This window comes from Seohaeicola nanhaiensis (assembly GCF_042654245.1).
GTDB classification, from domain to species: Bacteria; Pseudomonadota; Alphaproteobacteria; order Rhodobacterales; family Rhodobacteraceae; genus Seohaeicola_A; species Seohaeicola_A nanhaiensis.
In genome coordinates, this window is record NZ_JBHSGI010000005.1 from 346,710 (window position 1) to 362,048 (window position 15,339).

Below are 15,339 nucleotides of genomic sequence, written 5' to 3' on the forward strand. Positions count from 1 at the left end.
CGCTGCGAAAATGTCGCCGCCGCGCCAGCGCTGGTCGCATCCCTTTCGGACGGAAGCACGCGCGGAGGTCTTACTGGACCCAGCCATCTTGCGAGGGTGCCCATGTCCGTCTCCAGCCTGTCCGCCGTCCGCCGTCCTATCGCCCAGGCCCAGGGCCTGCCGAACGGGCATTACACCGACCCCGAGGTGATCCGCGAGGAAAACGCCGCCGTGATCCTGGGCCAATGGGCCGGTCTGGCGGTCACCGCCGATGTGCCCGAACCCGGCGACGCGGTGCCGATGACCTTTCTCGGAATCCCGCTGCTTCTGCTGCGCGACCGCGGCGGCGTGGTGCGCGTCTTCCAGAACATCTGCCGCCATCGCGGCATGATCCTGGTCGAGCAGCCGCGCAAGATCGAAGGCGCGATCCGCTGCCCCTATCATTCCTGGTGCTATTCCACCGAAGGCCGGCTGGTCTCGACCCCGCATGTGGGCGGGCCGGGTCAGAACACCCACGAGGGGATCAAACGCTCGGAACTGGGCCTGATCGAGGTCCGCAGCCACATCTGGCGCGATGTCGTCTTCATCAACGTCAGCGGTGACGCCGCCCCCTTCGAAGAGGTCCACGCCGAGGCTATCGCCCGCTGGGCCGAATTCGACAAACCGCTGTACCACGGCGGCGCCGACAGCCGCTTCATCCTGCCGGTCAACTGCAATTGGAAGCTGGCGGTCGAGAACTACTGCGAAAGCTACCACCTGCCCTGGGTCCACCCCGGTCTGAACAGCTATTCCCGGCTGGAGGATCACTATCACATCGAATCGCCGGGCCGTTTCTCCGGCCAGGGCACGCTGGTCTATCGCCAGATGAAGGGCGAGGACGGCAAGTCCTTCCCCGATTTCGACGGCCTGTCCGAGAAATGGAACACGGCGGCGGAATACATTTCGCTCTTCCCGAACGTCCTCTTCGGCGTCCACCGCGACCACGCCTTCGCCATCGTCCTGGTGCCCGAGGCGGCGGACCGCACGCAGGAACACATTCACCTCTTCTACGCCACGCCGGACACCGACCCGGCCCTGCGCGCGCGCAATACGGCGCTGTGGAAGATGGTCTTTGAAGAGGATGTCTTCGTCGTCGAAGGGATGCAGCGCGGGCGCAACTCCCCCGGCTTCGACGGCGGCCGCTTCTCGCCGGCGATGGACGGGCCGACGCATCTGTTCCACGATTGGGTCGCCGGCAAGATCGAGGACCATCGCAGCCGGGCGGCCCAGGCCGCGGAATGAGCCTGGACGACCGTCTGCTGGCCGCCCACGCCGCCCACGACCGGGCGGCGCTGGTGGCGCTCTATACCGAGGCGGCCGAGACCAGCGGCGATGCCGATGCGGCGGGTTTCTTCCTGACCCACGCCTATGTCTGGGCGCTGCACCTCGGCCACCCCGCTACGGCAAGTCTGCGCGCGCGGCTGGTCTCGGAAGGGCGGGAAGAATAATCCTGTCAGGCGCTTACCGGCTGAACCTCATCCATCACATCAACTTTCAGCAGATCGTACAGGTGCCAGGTCGCATGGCCCAGCACCGGCAGCACGACCAGCAGCCCCAGAAACCACGGCAGCAAGGCCAGGAACGTCGCCCCCGCGATGAAGGCGGCCCAGACGAGCATCACCACCGGATGCGCCTGCACATAGCGGAAGCTGGAGATCATCGCGGTCACGAAATCCACCTCGCGGTCCAGCAGCATCGGCAGGGCCAGCACGCAGATCATGTAGAGCAACAGCGCAAAGGCGGCGCCCACGGCGCTGCCGACCGCCAGCATGGTCAGGCCGTTCCAGGTCAGAAACACCGCGTAAGAACTTGAAATATTGGTCATCGTTGCCAGACCGAGAAACAGCGCAAAGATCATGTGCCCGAGGAAGAACCAGAACAGGAAGACCACCACCACGATGGCGCAGATCGAGGGCAGCTGTCGCGTGCGCTGGTGCAGCACCACCCCCAGCACGCCGCCCCAGTCCAGCGGCTCACCCGCCGCCAGACGGCGCGAAACCTCGTACAGCCCAACGGCCGCAAAGGGCCCGATCAGCGGAAAGCCGATGGCAGCCAGCACCAGCCAGAAGGTCGTATGGGTCTGCGCGGTGATCCAGGCCATGGCCCAGCCGGCCAGCACGTAGACCCCGGCGAAGACAAGGCCAAAGGCCGGCGCGCGCCGCATGTCGTCCCAGCCGCGCGCCAGCGCGGTGCGCAGCGTTGCGAAACTCACGTCGCGCAGCACGGGCGCGCCGAATTGCCGTTCCTCCATCCCACCCTCCCCAAGGTGCCGGTCCCCTACACGGCCGGGCGCTTCTGCGGCCATTCGGTCGCCGCGTGATAGGTCGCTCCCATCCCCAGCAGGGACGCGTCGCTGCCACGTGGTCCGAACAGCTGGATCCCCGCCGGCAAACCGGCCGCGCCGAACCCGGCGGGCAAGGCCAGAGCCGGCAGGCCGATCAGACTGACCGGGATCACCACCTGCATCCAGCGGTGATAGGTGTCCATCGCCACCCCGGCGATCTCGGTCGGCCAGGGCCGGGCGATCTCGAAGGGCCAGACCTGCGCCGTGGGCAGAACCAGCGCGTCATACTGCGCAAAAAGGCGCGCCGCGGTCCGGAACCACTCCGACCTGATGACCGAGGCGCGGTGCACCTCCATCGCGCTCATCGCCAGCCCCCGGTCCAGCTCCCAGATCGCGCTGTCCTTCAGATGCGCGCGCGGCAGCGCGGTCAGGCTGGCCGCCACCTGCCACGACCGCAGGGTGATCCAGCTGGTCCACATCGCCTTGGCATCGAACGGCGGCGCGACGGGTTCGACAGTGGCGCCCAGATCCTCCAGCACCGCCAGCGCCGCCTCCGAGATATCGAGAATGCCCGCCTCCATCGGCATCGCGCCGCCCCAGTCGCCCAGCCAGCCGATCCGCTTGCCCGTCAGGCCGACCGGCGCCAGCGGCGCCACCGGCGGCGCGGCAAAGGGATACGGCAGGCGTGGATCGGGGCCCGAGATCACGTCGAGCAGGATCGCCAGATCCTCGGGGCTGCGCGCCATCGGGCCGAGCGTGGACAGCTGGTGCAGGAACGTGTCGCCAATCGGCTCGCCGGGCACGCGCCCCCAGCTGGGCCGGAAGCCGTAGACATTGTTCCACCCCGCCGGATTGCGCAGCGATCCCATCATGTCGCCGCCATCGGCCAGCGCGGTCATCCCCGTCGCCAGCGCCACCGCCGCGCCACCTGAGGATCCGCCGCAGCTCAGGCGCGTGTCATAGGGATTCGCCGTCGCGCCATAGACCGGGTTGAAGGTATGCGAGCCGAGGCCGAACTCCGGCGTGTTCGTCTTGCCGATCAGGATCGCCCCTGCGGCCCGCATCCGGGCGGCGATGATGTCATCCGCCGGCGCCACGACTCCGGCCAGCGCGGGAGATCCCATGCAGGACACCATCCCCGCGACATTCGCCAGATCCTTCACCGCGATGGGCAGCCCGTGCAGCGGCCCGGTTTTTGGCCCGCTGTCCTTCCCCCGCGCCTCGGCCATCAGATCGTCGGGGTCGCGCAGCACGACCACCGCATTGACCGAGGGGTTGACGGCGTCGATTCGATCCAGCGTCGCCTGCATCAGCTCGGCGGCGGAAAGTGCGCCGGTGGCAAGATCGCCCAGCAGATCGGCGGCAGAGCGTCGGGTGAGGTCCATCGGGCATCCCTTGTCTTTCGCGGCAGCCTAATCTCATGATCGGCGACTGAAAAGCGCGTCGTCGATTCATCTTTGCTTTGACTGCAAGGGGTATCGCCGACAGGGAACCATCGCCCTGACGGACGCTGATGTCGTGACGGACTGCGCCTGCCCTCAACAGGCCACGCGCCGCGCCTCAGCCGCTGACCGTATAGAAAACCGCAAGCGCCAGGGTAATCCCCAGCGCCAGCCCGCCCAGAATGCAGGCTGCTGCCAGGATCCAGACCGCCCGCTTGCGCGGAACCGCCGCTGGGCGAATTTCCTCGAACCGGGCATCCTCGGCCGGTCTGGCCTCGCCGGTCGGAGAAAGCAGCCGGTCCACCGCCTCGGCCGTTGTGTCGCGCGCCGGACGTTCCCCCAGAACCGACGACCTGACCTGCGCGCGCCGCGCGCCCGCCCCGGCCGGAAGGATCGGTGGCGATTTCCGGCTTCGCTCGTCGGTCTCTCCGTCCCGCAGCTGTTCGGCGGCAGCCTCGCGTTCGGCCTCTGCCTTCTGGCGGGCGGCGATTGCGGCCTGACGCGCAGGCGGGATGTCGGGGTAGTCCGGCACGGGATCCGCGCGCCGTTCGGCGGCTGGCCGGTTCACCTCGGGCGCCTCTTCCTCCCAGGGCTTGTGCCTGGGCGTGATGCGCGCCGGCCCCGTTGCCGCTTCGATCTGGGCACGCTGCGCGCGTGCCAGTTCCAGCCGCTTGTCCCAGCTCAGCCCCTTGTCGAGATAGGCTTCGCGCTTGGACGCGGCATCGTCTTCGGCCAGGCGAGAGCGCCTCTTGTTACTCGAAACCATGATATCAAACCCGAAAAACCAAATTCCATTATAGGCAAAATTGTCGAAAAGTCAGCAGGAGAGTTAACCTTCCGCCTTTTGCACGGGAATTACCTGTCCAATACCGGACCGGTTGTCGGGTTTGTTGTCCAATTCAGGACAGTTGATCCGGCACCAGCATGACCTTGGGCGCCGCCACCGTCCCGGCACGAATATCCGCGAACGCCCGTGCCCCCTCTGCCAGCGGACGTTCCTCGATCCAGTCGAGCGGACCCAGACGGCCCGCGAACATCGCCTGCGCCGTGTCACGGAATTCCTGCGCGGTATAGGTATAGGTGCCGATGAATGTCACTTCCTGCAAGGTCATGCGGCGGATGTCGAGCCCGCCGGCTGCGCTGCCCAGCCCGATGTGGACAATGACCCCGCCGGGACGCACCAGCGCCGAGGCGGTGGCGCGCGTGGCCTCGAACCCGACCCCATCGACCACCAGATCGAAGGTGCCCTCCGCAGTGTCCACGGCGTTCTGCTCGCAGCGGCGCTTAAGATAATCGCGCCGCACGTCGTTCGGCTCGACCAGCGTGATATCGGCTACGCCCCGCGCGGACAGGCACAGGGCCGCGCCCAGCCCGATGGCCCCGCCGCCCAGCACCAGCGCCCGCACCGGCCCCTCGCCCAGCGCCTGCAGGCCAAGACGCACCGCATGCCAGCCACAGGCGACTGGTTCGGCCAGCGCCGCCTTGTCCAGGGGAAACCCGGACGGCACCACAACCAGGTTGCCCCCCGGCATCGCCACCCGTTGCGCAAACGCCCCCTCGCGCGGCGGCATCGAGATGATCTGGCGGTTCGGGCAGAGATTGTCGCGGCCCGCCCTGCAGGCCGGGCAGGTTCCGCAGGTCACCAGCGGGTTCACGGTCACGCACTGCCCGTCCCGAGGCCCGCCGACAATGATCCCTGCCGCCTCGTGCCCCAGGATCAGCGGCGCGGGGCGGCGGCTGTCGTGGCCCAGATAGGCGTGCATGTCCGACCCGCAGATGCCGACGCGCTCGACGCCGATCAACTCCTCGCCCGGCCCCGCCACCGCATCCGCCACCTCGCGAAGCTCCAGCCGTTCCGCCCCGGTGTAGACAAGCGCCCTCATTTCGCGGTGAAGCCTCCGTCGACCATCAGCACCTGCCCGGTGACATAGGCCGAGGCCTCCGAGCAGAGGAACAGCAGCGGCCCGTCCAGATCCTCGGGTTTTCCGTTGCGCCCGATGCAGGTCTGCACGGCATTGCGGGCGGCAAGGTCGCTGTCGGCGAAGACCGGCGCGGTCAGCTCTGTCGGAAAGAACCCCGGCCCGACGGCGTTGCAGGTGATACCCCGCCCCGACCAGGCCTGCGCCATCGCCCGCGTCAGCTGGGAAATCCCGCCCTTCGAGGCGCCATAGGCGATGCCGCCCGGAAAGGCGCGGGTGCTCTGCAGCGAGGCGAACAATACGATCCGCCCCCAGCCCTTCGCCGCCATCGCCGGGGCAAAGTGCTGGCTCAGGAAGAACGGCGCCGACAGGTTGAGCGCCAGCGTCGCGTCCCAGCCCTCGGCGGTCACCCTGTCCGCCGGCTCGCGCGTGTTGATCCCGGCGGCATGGATCAGGATATCGGGCGGCCCGAACGGCGCCGCGATCCGCGCGCACAGATCCGGCAGCCCCGCGCGGTCGGCCACGTCGCCTGCAACCGCCGCGGTCGTGCCCCCCGCCCCGTCGCGCCAGTCCTCAAGCGCATCCGAACGCCGCGCGACCCCGACCACCTTCGCGCCGCGCGCGGCCAGCACCGCCGCCGCGCGCCGCCCCAGCCCCGAAGACGCCCCGGTCACGCAGGCCACCTTGCCCTCGACGCTGAACAGCGCGTCAGCCATCGGCGGACAGATCGAAGGTCTCGCCCGGGAAATATTTGGCCAGCCGGATGTCGGCGGTGCGCGCGTGGCCCTCCATCCCCTCCAGCCGCGAGATCCGCGCCGTCGCCTCGGCCACCGGTTTCGCGCCCTCGCGCGTCGCCCGCTGCCAGGTCACGATCTTCATGTATTTGTGCACCGACAGCCCACCGGTATAGGACGCCGCGCCGCTCGTCGGCAGAACGTGGTTCGTCCCGCTCGCCTTGTCGCCAAAGGCCACCGTCGTCTCTTCCCCGAGGAACAGCGAGCCGTAGCAGGTCAGCCGCCCCAGCCACCAGTCTAGGTCGGCCGCCTGCACCGTCAGGTGCTCGGGCGCATAGGCGTCCGAGGTCGCCGCCATCTCTTCCCGGTCAGCGCAGAGGATCACCTCGGCATAGTCGCGCCAGGCGGCGGCGGCATTGTCGCGGTTGACCTCCGGCAGGTCGGCGATCAGCTGCGGCACCCGCGCCATCACCGCCTCGGCGAGCGGACGGTCATCCGTCACCAGCCAGACCGGCGAGTTGTATCCGTGCTCTGCCTGCCCCACGAGGTCGGCCGCGACAATCTCGGCATCCGCGCCGCCATCAGCCAGGATCAGGCTGTCGGTCGGCCCGGCGATCATGTCGATCCCGACACGCCCGAACAGGATGCGCTTGGCCTCGGCGACGAACTGGTTGCCGGGGCCCACCAGGATATTGACCTTCGGCAGCCCGAACAGCCCGAAGGTCATCGCCGCAACCCCCTGCACGCCGCCCATCGCCATGATAGTATCGGCACCACAGATATCGGCGGCATAGATGATCGCCGGGGCGATGCCGACACCGGGGCGTGGCGGCGAACAGGCGATGATGTGCTTGCACCCCGCGACCTTTGCCGTCGTCACCGTCATGATCGCACTGGCGATATGCGAATAGCGCCCGCCCGGCACGTAACACCCCGCCGCGCTGACCGGGATCGGCCTCTGCCCCGCGATCAGCCCCGGCACGACCTCGATCTCGATATCCCTCAGCGTCGCCTTCTGCGCCTCGGCAAAGCGTTTGACGTTGGCATGGGCAAACCGGATGTCGGCGCGCAGCTTCTCGGGCACCCGCGCGATCGCCGCGTCGATCTCGGCCCGGCTCAGCACGATGCTGCCCTCGTAGCGGTCGAACTTCGCGGCATAGTCCAGCGCCGCCTGATCGCCGCCCGCCTCGATCTCGGCCAGGATGCGGGTCACCGTCTCATGCACGTCCGAGGCGTCGGTGCCCGATGTCCGCGTCGCCGTCTTGAGATACTCACGCGCCATGCCTGACCTCCTGCTGGGCTCCGCCTCAGGCCCCAGATGTACGCGCTTGCATCACTTGGATCAAGAACTTACACAGGTCCCAACAGGCGATTTGAGCGGAGTTTGCGCCATGCGCCGGACGATCAGCACACCGACGCTCAGCGATGTGGCCGAAGTGGCCGGGGTCTCCACGGCCACCGTATCCCGCTGCCTGAACGCCCCGGACCGGGTTCAGGAGGCGACCCGCCGGCGCGTCATGGCGGCGGTGCAGCAGCTCGGCTATTCACCGAATTTCGGCGCCCGGGTGCTGGCCGAAGGGCGCACCCGCACCGTCGGCGCGATCATCCCGACGATGGAGAACGCGATCTTTTCGCGCGGCATCCAGGCCTTCCAGGAGGAACTGCGCGACCACGGGCTGACGTTGCTGATCGCCTCTTCCTCCTATCGTCCCGAGATCGAAGAGGAACAGATCCGCGCGCTGGTCGGGCGCGGCGCCGAAGGGCTGCTGCTGATCGGCTTCCAGCGCAGCGCCGGGATTCGGGACTTCCTCAGAGCCCAGAACGTCCCGGCGCTGGTCGCCTGGGCCTACGAGGCAGACGCGCCGCAGGTCTGCGTCGGCTTCGACAATCAGGCCGCGATGGCGGCGCTCGCGCAGGAGGTGATCGCGCGGGGCCATCGCCGCCTCGCGCTGATATCGGCCGATCCGGCGGTGAACGACCGGGCGGCGGCGCGAATCCGGGGCCTGCGCGCGGCGATGACGGCGGCGGGGCTCGACCCCGAGACCTTGGCGCTGGAGCCCACCGACGCCAGCCTCGACGCTGGCGGGCTGGCCTTCCGGCGACTGTGGGAGAAGACACAGCGGCCCACGGTCGTGCTCTGCGGCACCGACGTGCTGGCCGCCGGCGCGCTGACGATGGCGCACGAGATGGGCGTCGACGTTCCGCGCGCGGTCTCGATCACCGGTTTCGCCGATCTCGACCTCGCCCGGATCACCCGGCCCCCGCTGACCACCATGCATCTCCCGCACCGCCGCATGGGCCGCGAGGCGGCGCGGATGCTGGTGCGGATGATGGCGGGCGATCCCGTGGAGAGTTTGAAGCTGGACTGCGAGATGGTGCTGCGCGGCACGTTGGCCGGCCCGCCCTAGTCGGCGAACAGCACCGTCGTCAGCTCGGCCGCCGCCGCCGCCACCACGCCGGCCAGTTCCACCGCGCGCTCGATGCTGACCCGCTGGGTCGGCGCATGAAAGGCGACCGAGGCGAAATACCGCCCCGCCGGATCGGTGACCGGCACGGCCGTGGCGACCATTCCCGCGTGAAACTCCTCGTTGTCCAGCGCATAGCCCTGGCGCGAAATCTGCTGCAATTCGGCCAGCAGCCTGTCGGGATCGGTGATCGTGTTGTGGCTCAGCTGCGGCAGCGCCATCGCCTGCACCAGCCGCCGCCGCTGCGCCTTGGGCAGCGAGGCGAGATAGGTCTTGCCCGAGGCGGTGCAGTGGAACGGCACGTGGCTGCCCACCGGCAGCTGGATGCGGAACGGCCAGTCCGTCTCGACCCGGTCGTGATAGGCCATGCCGCGATCCTCGGGCACCACGAAGTTGACCGTCTCGCCCACCCGCTCGGCCAGCCGCAGCAGCACCTGATGCCGGGCGACATGGACGCTGGACGCATGCATCAGCCCCGTTGCCATCATCCGCGCCCGCCGGCCCGGGCGCAGGCCCGTCCCACCCTCGTCGCGCTTGAGAAACCCCTCCTCGATCATCGACGCGACCAGCCGGTGCGCGGTCTGCTTGGGCAGCCCCAGACGACGGCCCAGCGCGGCGGGCGACAGCGGCTCGGTCTGTTCGCCCAGCGTTTCCAGCATCAGCAACAGACGCAGGTTCGTCGGAATACGGTCAGTCATGCGCCTTGTCCTGAAGCCAGAGAATTATCTTGCCACAACGGAAATTCCGTGCTGCCATTTAAAAATGAGACAAAAGGTCTCATTAATCAATATTTTTGGTGAATGTGGGAAAATTGGGTGGAGTTTGACTTTGTCATCGTCGGCGCCGGCTCGGCCGGATGCGTTCTCGCCAATCGGCTGAGCGCGGACGGACGCTATCGCGTGGCCCTGCTCGAGGCCGGGGGCCGCGACCTCTATCCCTGGATCCACGTCCCCGTCGGTTACTTCCGCACGATGGGCAACCCGCGCACCGACTGGCGCTATGAAACCGAACCCGATCCCGGCCTGAACGGACGCAGCCTGCGCTGGCCGCGCGGCAAGGTGTTGGGCGGCTCCTCCTCGATCAACGGCCTGCTCTACGTGCGCGGCCAGCCGCAGGACTACGACCATTGGCGGCAGCTCGGGAACGCGGGCTGGGGCTGGGACGACGTGCTGCCGCTGTTCCGCCGGTCCGAAAGCTATGCCGGCGGCGATCCGGACCTGCGTGGGCGGCAGGGGCCGCTCTCGGTCTCCGACTCCGCCGTGCGCCGCGAAGTCGTCGACCGCTGGATCGAGGCGGCGGTGAACGCGGGCTACCGGCGCAACCCCGATTACAACGGCGCCGATCAGGAAGGCGTCGGGCATTTCCAGCTGACCATGCGCAACGGACGGCGCTGTTCCTCGGCGGTGGCCTACCTCAATCCGGCCAAGCACCGACACAACCTGACCGTTTTGACCAATTGCGCAGCGCGGCGCATCCTCTTCGACGGCCGCCGGGCGGTCGGGCTGGAGGTGGAGCACAGGGGCACCGTCGAACGCATCACCGCCCACCGCGAAGTCATCCTCTGCGCCGGCGCCCTCGCCTCGCCGCAGCTGCTGATGGTCTCGGGCATCGGCGATCCCGAGACGCTGGCCCGCCACGGCATCGACGTTGCCGCCGCCCTGCCCGGCGTCGGGCGCAACCTGCAGGACCACCTTCAGGCCCGCCCCGTCTACAAGACGCGTCTCTCGACCATCAACACCGAGATCAACAGCCTGGCCAAGCAGGCTCTGATCGCCCTGCAATACGCCGCCACCCGCAAGGGTCCGATGACGATGGCGGCCAGCCTCGGCACCGCCTTCCTGAAAACCCGCCCCGACCTCGAAACCCCCGACATCCAGTTCCACATCCAGCCGTTCAGCGCCGATGCGAAGGGCATGGCCGAGCCGCACCCCTTCGACGCCTTCACCGCCTCCGTCCTGCAACTGCGCCCCGAAAGTACCGGCCATATCGCGCTGAAATCGGCGGACATGCGCGACGCCCCCGCGATCCATCCGAACTACCTCGCCACCAAGACCGACCGCGACACGCTGGTCGCCGGGATCCGCATCGCGCGCCGCATCGCGCGCACGGCGCCGCTGGCAGAGGTCATCACCGAGGAATACGCCCCTGGCGCCCGGATCGAGGATGGCGATTTCGACGGTCTGCTCGACTGGGCGCGCTCGACCGCGACGACGATCTACCACCCGACCGGCACCTGCAAGATGGGCAGCGATCCGATGGCCGTGGTCGACGCGGCGCTGAAGGTGCGCGGAATCGGCGGCCTGCGCGTCGCCGACGCCTCGATCATGCCGACCATCGTCTCGGGCAATACCAACGCGCCCACCATCATGATCGGCGAGAAGGCCGCGGACCTGATCCTGGACGATGCCGAACTTACCCCGCTCGCCACGCAGACCCGCGCGAGGGCCTCGTGATGCAGATGCTCTTCGACGCCGGCGCGATCGTCATGGCCGACCTGATCCTGTCGGGCGACAATGCGCTGATCATCGGCATGGCCGCGGCCAGCCTGTCACCGCAGCTGCGGGCAAAGGCAATCCTCTACGGCATGGTCATCGCCGCCGTCCTGCGTATCATCTTCGCCGTGGTCGCAACCAAGCTGCTGGCGATCCCCGGCATCCTCTTCCTGGGCGGGCTGCTGCTCTGCTGGGTCTGCTGGCGCCTCTACGGCGAAATCCGCACGGGCGTGGACGAACAGGCCGAACGGGCGTTGGAAACGGCGGACGATTCCAGCGCAGGCTATACCGGCCCGCCGCGCCGCACGCTGCTCAAGGCGCTCTGGACCATCACCCTCGCCGATGTGTCGATGTCGCTCGACAACGTGCTGGCCGTGGCCGCCATCGCCGACGGCGACACAACGCTGCTGGTCCTGGGCCTGGCGCTCGCCATCCTGCTCATGGCCTTCGCCGCCACGCTGATCATGCACATCCTGACCCGTTTCCCTGTCATCTCGTGGCTGGGTCTCGCGGTTCTGGTCTATGTCGCCGCCGAAATGCTCGCGCGCGGCATTCTCGACGCGCAGCACGGCATCGCGCCGATGCTGGGCCTGATGGAGGGATATACGTTCGGAAACGGACACTGAGGAGGGACGGAAAGGCAAGAACCAGCCGCGCGGGCCGCCTTCACCGCACGGCGCAACGACCGGATAGCGCAAGGCATTTGTCCATGGGAGGATGAACATGTTGAAATTCGATTATGTGACCAGAACCGTTGCGGCCACCGCGCTGGGATTGACCCTGGCGGCGCAGACCGCCTGGGCCGAAACCAAGATCCGCGTGCAATCGGTGATCCCGATCACCGCGGATGAAACCGTGATGCTGCAGGACTTCGCCAAGGATGTCTTCGACCTGACCGGCGGCGAGGTGGTCTTCGAAGTCCTGGCCGCAGGCTCTGTCGTGGGCGTGCAGGAAACGCTCGACGCAGTGGACGCCGGCCTGATCGAGGGCGGCTTTGCCTGGACGCACTACTGGTCGGGCAAGCACCCGGCGGCCATGCTCTTCGGCTCGCCCGTCGCGGGCGCCGGCGTCGGGATGGACAACATCGCCTTCATGTCCTGGTTCCTCTACGGCGGCGGGAAAGAGCTCTACGACCAGCTCTGGGACGAGATGGGCGTGAACGTGAAGGGCTTCATGCTGCAACCCGCCGGCCCCGAGGCGCTCGGCTGGTTCAAGGAACCGATCGAGTCGATGGAGGACTTCCGCAAATACCGCTTCCGGACACCTCCGGGCATCCCGGGCCAGACCTACAAGGACATCGGCATCGCCTCGGTCGCCATGGGCGGCGGCGACATCCTTCCGGCGCTGGAAAAGGGCACCATCGACGCGGCCGAATGGTGCTGCCCCAAGCCCGACTCGGTCTTCGGCTTCCAGAAGGTGCTCAAGCACTATTACCTGCAGGGCCTGCACCAGGTCGTGGTGAACGCCGACCTCTACATCAACAAGGACGTCTTCAACTCGCTCACCCCGCTGCAGCAGAAGGCCATCGAGGTCGCCGCCAACGCCTCGCTGATGAAGTCGATGGCCTACCGCATCCGCGAGAACGGGCTGGCGCTCGACAAGCTGGTGAACGAGGACGGCGTGATCCTGCATGACACGCCGGTCGACTATTTCACCGAATACATGAACGCGGCGAACAAGGCGCTCGAAACCAACGCGGCCGAGAACGCCTTCTTCAAGACGGTCTGGGACAGCCAGAAGGAATTTGCCAAGACGGCGATCCCCTTCTGGGCCGGCTCGCAGACCTCGAACGCGAACCTCGGCCGCGCCTATGCCGATCAGCTGAAAAAGCAATGACGCCCCTGCCCCGTCCGCCCCTGGCGGGCGGGGCACCGACCCGGGACCAGCCCGGGCGCTTGATACAGGGACAGGAGGCGGTCACATGACCGACAACACCGAATTCGCCGGCGACGAGCTGCTGGCCGAGGCCCATGGCGGGCCCTCGGTGCCGCTGCCGCCCGACATGCACCCCGCCGCCCGCGCCATCGTGCAGGCCATCGAGGTCTTTTCCGAATGGCAGGGCCGCATCGTCGCGCTCTTCGTCGTGCCGATCATCGCGGCGATGGTCTACGAGGTGGTGGCGCGCAAGCTCTTCATCGCCCCGACCCTCTGGGCCTTCGATGTCAGCCGGATGCTCTACGGCACCGCCTTCATGCTGGGCGCCGCCTATGCGCTGATGCGCGGGCTGCACATCCGGGCCGACTTCCTCTACCGCGGCTTCTCGGTCAGGACACAGGGCCGCGTCGACCTGGTACTCTACATCCTGCTCTTCCTGCCCGGAATGTTTTTCCTGCTCTGGGCCGGCTATGACTTCGCGCTCAAATCCTTCCTCCAGAACGAACGCGCCGGCGACAGCACCTGGGCGCCCATCGTCTGGCCGGTCAAGATCTGCCTCGCCCTCGGCGTCGGTTTCCTGCTGCTGCAGGGCATCGCCGAAATCCTGAAAGCCTGGTACGCGGCCACCCGCGGGAGATGGCCGCGATGATGTTCGAATTCACCAACGAAATCATCGGCCTGATCATGATCGGCGTGATGCTCTTCGCGATCTTCGTGGGCTTCCCGATCTCCTTCACGCTGATCTTTCTCGGAATCATCTTCGGCGCCTGGGGTTTTGGCATCAAGCTGACCGTCTTCCTCATGACGCTGCAGTTCTACGGCTCGATGATGGAGCAGACACTGGTCGCGGTGCCGCTCTTCGTCTTCATGGGCTTCATGATGGAACAGGCCGGGCTGATGGAGCGCCTCTTCGCCGCCGTCCAGCTGATGCTGGCCCGGATGAAGGGTTCGCTCTTCGTCGCCGTGCTGTTTGTCAGCGTCATCTTCGGCGCCGCCACCGGCATCGTCGGCGCCTCGGTGACGATCCTCGGCATCATGGCTGCCTCGACGATGAACCGCTCGGGCTATGACGTCCGGCTGGCCGCCGGCACGATCACCGCGGGCGGCACGCTCGGCATCCTGATCCCGCCCTCGATCATGCTGGTCGTCATGGGTCCGGTGCTGGACATCCCGGTCACCGACCTCTTTGCCGCCGCGATCATCCCCGGCATCCTGATGGCGGTGCTCTATCTCATCTACTCGGTCGGCCGCTGCTGGCTCGACCCCAGCCTCGGCCCGCCCCTGCCGGAAGAGCTGCGCCCCAGCGACCGCGCCCATGTCCTGCGCGAGTTCTTCCTGGGCCTGGTGCCGCCCTCGATCCTCATCTCCTTCGCCCTCGGCTCGATCCTCTTCGGCTGGGCAACGCCCACCGAGGGCGCGGGCATGGGCGCCTTCGGCTCGGTGGTGCTGACCATGCTCTATCGCAGGTTCAGCGTCAGGCGCACCTATGACGCGCTGATCAAGACGCTGGAAATCTCGGTGCTGATCCTCTTCCTGGTCGCCGCCTCGAACTTCTTCGGCGCCGTCTTCTCGCGCCTCGGCACCCCGGCGATGATCACCGAGCTGCTGCTGGGCCTGGACCTCTCGGCCAATATGGTGGTGATCCTGATCCTCGCGCTGATCTTCGTGCTGGGCTGGCCGCTGGAGTGGGTGCCCATCGTGCTGATCATCCTGCCGATCATGGCGCCCGTGCTGCACAAGCTCGAGGTCGACATGCTCTGGTTCGCGATCCTGGTCGCGGTCTGCCTCCAGACGGCCTGGCTCAGTCCTCCGGTGGCGCTCTCGGCCTATTTCCTGAAAGGAGTCGTGCCCAGCTGGGACCTGAAGGACATCTACATCGGAATGATGCAGTTCATGGTCCTGCAACTGCTCGGGCTGGCCCTGGTCTTCCTGATCCCGCCGCTGGCCACCTGGCTGCCCAGCTACATCTACGGGCAGTGATCCCCGAGGGGCGCGCCCGCCCTCGCCGGCAGGACCAAAATCGCGCGTGCCGCGCGATGGCCTCCGGCGGGGATATTTCTGGCAAGAGGAAAAGGCGGATGCTGCTTCCCTTTGCCGGAAATATCCTGGG

At 67.5% G+C, this 15,339-nt stretch carries 15 protein-coding genes; 8 read left to right on the forward strand and 7 right to left on the reverse strand.

Features of this window, described 5'->3' with window-relative positions:
* The first annotated feature begins 102 nt into the window (after positions 1–102).
* Together ACFO5X_RS09015 and ACFO5X_RS09020 are read left to right on the forward strand one after the other, a co-directional pair.
* Positions 103–1,260: an aromatic ring-hydroxylating oxygenase subunit alpha gene (locus tag ACFO5X_RS09015; RefSeq protein WP_380717017.1), complete on the forward strand. Its 1,158-nt coding sequence runs from the start codon at positions 103–105 to the stop codon at positions 1,258–1,260.
* The gene (locus ACFO5X_RS09020) at positions 1,257–1,466 is read left to right on the forward strand and encodes a hypothetical protein (protein WP_380717018.1); all 210 of its coding nucleotides are present in this window, start codon (positions 1,257–1,259) and stop codon (positions 1,464–1,466) included. Before ACFO5X_RS09015 ends, ACFO5X_RS09020 begins: the two co-directional genes overlap by 4 nt.
* A gap of 5 nt (positions 1,467–1,471) precedes the next feature.
* On the opposite strand, the gene ACFO5X_RS09025 is transcribed toward ACFO5X_RS09020, so the two are convergent.
* The 6 genes from ACFO5X_RS09025 to hisD form a co-directional block, all read right to left on the reverse strand.
* The gene (locus tag ACFO5X_RS09025; RefSeq protein ID WP_380717019.1) at positions 1,472–2,269 is read right to left on the reverse strand and encodes a DUF2189 domain-containing protein; all 798 of its coding nucleotides are present in this window, start codon (positions 2,267–2,269) and stop codon (positions 1,472–1,474) included.
* Between the two features lie 26 nt (positions 2,270–2,295).
* Positions 2,296–3,687, reverse strand: coding sequence for an amidase (locus ACFO5X_RS09030; RefSeq protein WP_380717022.1), 1,392 nt, complete (start codon positions 3,685–3,687; stop codon positions 2,296–2,298).
* Positions 3,688–3,862: 175 nt separating this feature from the next.
* On the reverse strand, positions 3,863–4,510 hold the full coding sequence (locus tag ACFO5X_RS09035; RefSeq protein ID WP_380717023.1) for a hypothetical protein: 648 nt from the start codon (positions 4,508–4,510) through the stop codon (positions 3,863–3,865).
* A 133-nt stretch (positions 4,511–4,643) separates the two neighbouring features.
* On the reverse strand, positions 4,644–5,627 hold the full coding sequence (locus ACFO5X_RS09040; RefSeq protein ID WP_380717024.1) for a zinc-dependent alcohol dehydrogenase: 984 nt from the start codon (positions 5,625–5,627) through the stop codon (positions 4,644–4,646).
* Positions 5,624–6,379 (reverse strand): SDR family NAD(P)-dependent oxidoreductase, encoded by a 756-nt coding sequence (locus ACFO5X_RS09045; RefSeq protein WP_380717025.1) that lies wholly within the window; start codon positions 6,377–6,379, stop codon positions 5,624–5,626. Before ACFO5X_RS09045 ends, ACFO5X_RS09040 begins: the two co-directional genes overlap by 4 nt.
* Positions 6,372–7,679: a histidinol dehydrogenase gene (gene hisD, locus ACFO5X_RS09050; RefSeq protein ID WP_380717026.1), complete on the reverse strand. Its 1,308-nt coding sequence runs from the start codon at positions 7,677–7,679 to the stop codon at positions 6,372–6,374. Before hisD ends, ACFO5X_RS09045 begins: the two co-directional genes overlap by 8 nt.
* Before the next feature lie 109 nt (positions 7,680–7,788).
* Here hisD and ACFO5X_RS09055 point away from each other — a divergent pair, with 109 nt between their 5' ends.
* The gene (locus tag ACFO5X_RS09055) at positions 7,789–8,805 is read left to right on the forward strand and encodes a LacI family DNA-binding transcriptional regulator (RefSeq protein ID WP_380717028.1); all 1,017 of its coding nucleotides are present in this window, start codon (positions 7,789–7,791) and stop codon (positions 8,803–8,805) included.
* Here the strand turns inward: ACFO5X_RS09055 and ACFO5X_RS09060 are convergent.
* Positions 8,802–9,560 (reverse strand): IclR family transcriptional regulator, encoded by a 759-nt coding sequence (locus ACFO5X_RS09060; protein ID WP_380717029.1) that lies wholly within the window; start codon positions 9,558–9,560, stop codon positions 8,802–8,804. The two genes, ACFO5X_RS09055 and ACFO5X_RS09060, sit on opposite strands and share 4 nt — an antisense overlap.
* 117 nt (positions 9,561–9,677) lie before the next feature.
* On the opposite strand from ACFO5X_RS09060, the gene ACFO5X_RS09065 reads away from it, so the two are divergent.
* The 5 genes from ACFO5X_RS09065 to ACFO5X_RS09085 all read left to right on the forward strand — a co-directional run bounded on the left by ACFO5X_RS09065 (position 9,678) and on the right by ACFO5X_RS09085 (position 15,209).
* Entirely contained in the window at positions 9,678–11,315 is a 1,638-nt protein-coding gene (locus tag ACFO5X_RS09065) for a GMC family oxidoreductase (protein WP_380717031.1), read from the forward strand.
* Entirely contained in the window at positions 11,315–11,980 is a 666-nt protein-coding gene (locus ACFO5X_RS09070) for a YjbE family putative metal transport protein (protein WP_380717034.1), read from the forward strand. The genes ACFO5X_RS09065 and ACFO5X_RS09070 overlap by 1 nt, the downstream gene beginning before the upstream one ends.
* A gap of 97 nt (positions 11,981–12,077) precedes the next feature.
* Positions 12,078–13,190 carry a TRAP transporter substrate-binding protein gene (locus ACFO5X_RS09075; RefSeq protein WP_380717036.1) on the forward strand — a complete coding sequence of 371 codons (1,113 nt, stop codon included), beginning with the start codon at positions 12,078–12,080 and terminating at the stop codon, positions 13,188–13,190.
* A gap of 85 nt (positions 13,191–13,275) precedes the next feature.
* Positions 13,276–13,878, forward strand: coding sequence for a TRAP transporter small permease subunit (locus ACFO5X_RS09080; protein WP_380717038.1), 603 nt, complete (start codon positions 13,276–13,278; stop codon positions 13,876–13,878).
* Positions 13,875–15,209 carry a TRAP transporter large permease gene (locus ACFO5X_RS09085; protein ID WP_380717039.1) on the forward strand — a complete coding sequence of 445 codons (1,335 nt, stop codon included), beginning with the start codon at positions 13,875–13,877 and terminating at the stop codon, positions 15,207–15,209. Before ACFO5X_RS09080 ends, ACFO5X_RS09085 begins: the two co-directional genes overlap by 4 nt.
* Positions 15,210–15,339: the final 130 nt, after the last annotated feature.

Excerpts from the sequence above, each read along its gene's own strand:
- ACFO5X_RS09025 (WP_380717019.1), bottom strand. The coding sequence starts at position 2,269 with ATGGAGGAACGGCAATTCGGCGCGCCCGTGCTGCGCGACGTGAGTTTC.
- ACFO5X_RS09035 (WP_380717023.1), bottom strand. The coding sequence starts at position 4,510 with ATGGTTTCGAGTAACAAGAGGCGCTCTCGCCTGGCCGAAGACGATGCC.
- hisD (WP_380717026.1), bottom strand. The coding sequence starts at position 7,679 with ATGGCGCGTGAGTATCTCAAGACGGCGACGCGGACATCGGGCACCGAC.
- ACFO5X_RS09075 (WP_380717036.1), top strand. The coding sequence starts at position 12,078 with ATGTTGAAATTCGATTATGTGACCAGAACCGTTGCGGCCACCGCGCTG.
- ACFO5X_RS09055 (WP_380717028.1), top strand. The coding sequence starts at position 7,789 with ATGCGCCGGACGATCAGCACACCGACGCTCAGCGATGTGGCCGAAGTG.
- ACFO5X_RS09015 (WP_380717017.1), top strand. The coding sequence starts at position 103 with ATGTCCGTCTCCAGCCTGTCCGCCGTCCGCCGTCCTATCGCCCAGGCC.
- ACFO5X_RS09070 (WP_380717034.1), top strand. The coding sequence starts at position 11,315 with ATGCAGATGCTCTTCGACGCCGGCGCGATCGTCATGGCCGACCTGATC.
- ACFO5X_RS09020 (WP_380717018.1), top strand. The coding sequence starts at position 1,257 with ATGAGCCTGGACGACCGTCTGCTGGCCGCCCACGCCGCCCACGACCGG.
- ACFO5X_RS09085 (WP_380717039.1), top strand. The coding sequence starts at position 13,875 with ATGATGTTCGAATTCACCAACGAAATCATCGGCCTGATCATGATCGGC.
- ACFO5X_RS09045 (WP_380717025.1), bottom strand. The coding sequence starts at position 6,379 with ATGGCTGACGCGCTGTTCAGCGTCGAGGGCAAGGTGGCCTGCGTGACC.
- ACFO5X_RS09030 (WP_380717022.1), bottom strand. The coding sequence starts at position 3,687 with ATGGACCTCACCCGACGCTCTGCCGCCGATCTGCTGGGCGATCTTGCC.
- ACFO5X_RS09040 (WP_380717024.1), bottom strand. The coding sequence starts at position 5,627 with ATGAGGGCGCTTGTCTACACCGGGGCGGAACGGCTGGAGCTTCGCGAG.
- ACFO5X_RS09080 (WP_380717038.1), top strand. The coding sequence starts at position 13,276 with ATGACCGACAACACCGAATTCGCCGGCGACGAGCTGCTGGCCGAGGCC.
- ACFO5X_RS09060 (WP_380717029.1), bottom strand. The coding sequence starts at position 9,560 with ATGACTGACCGTATTCCGACGAACCTGCGTCTGTTGCTGATGCTGGAA.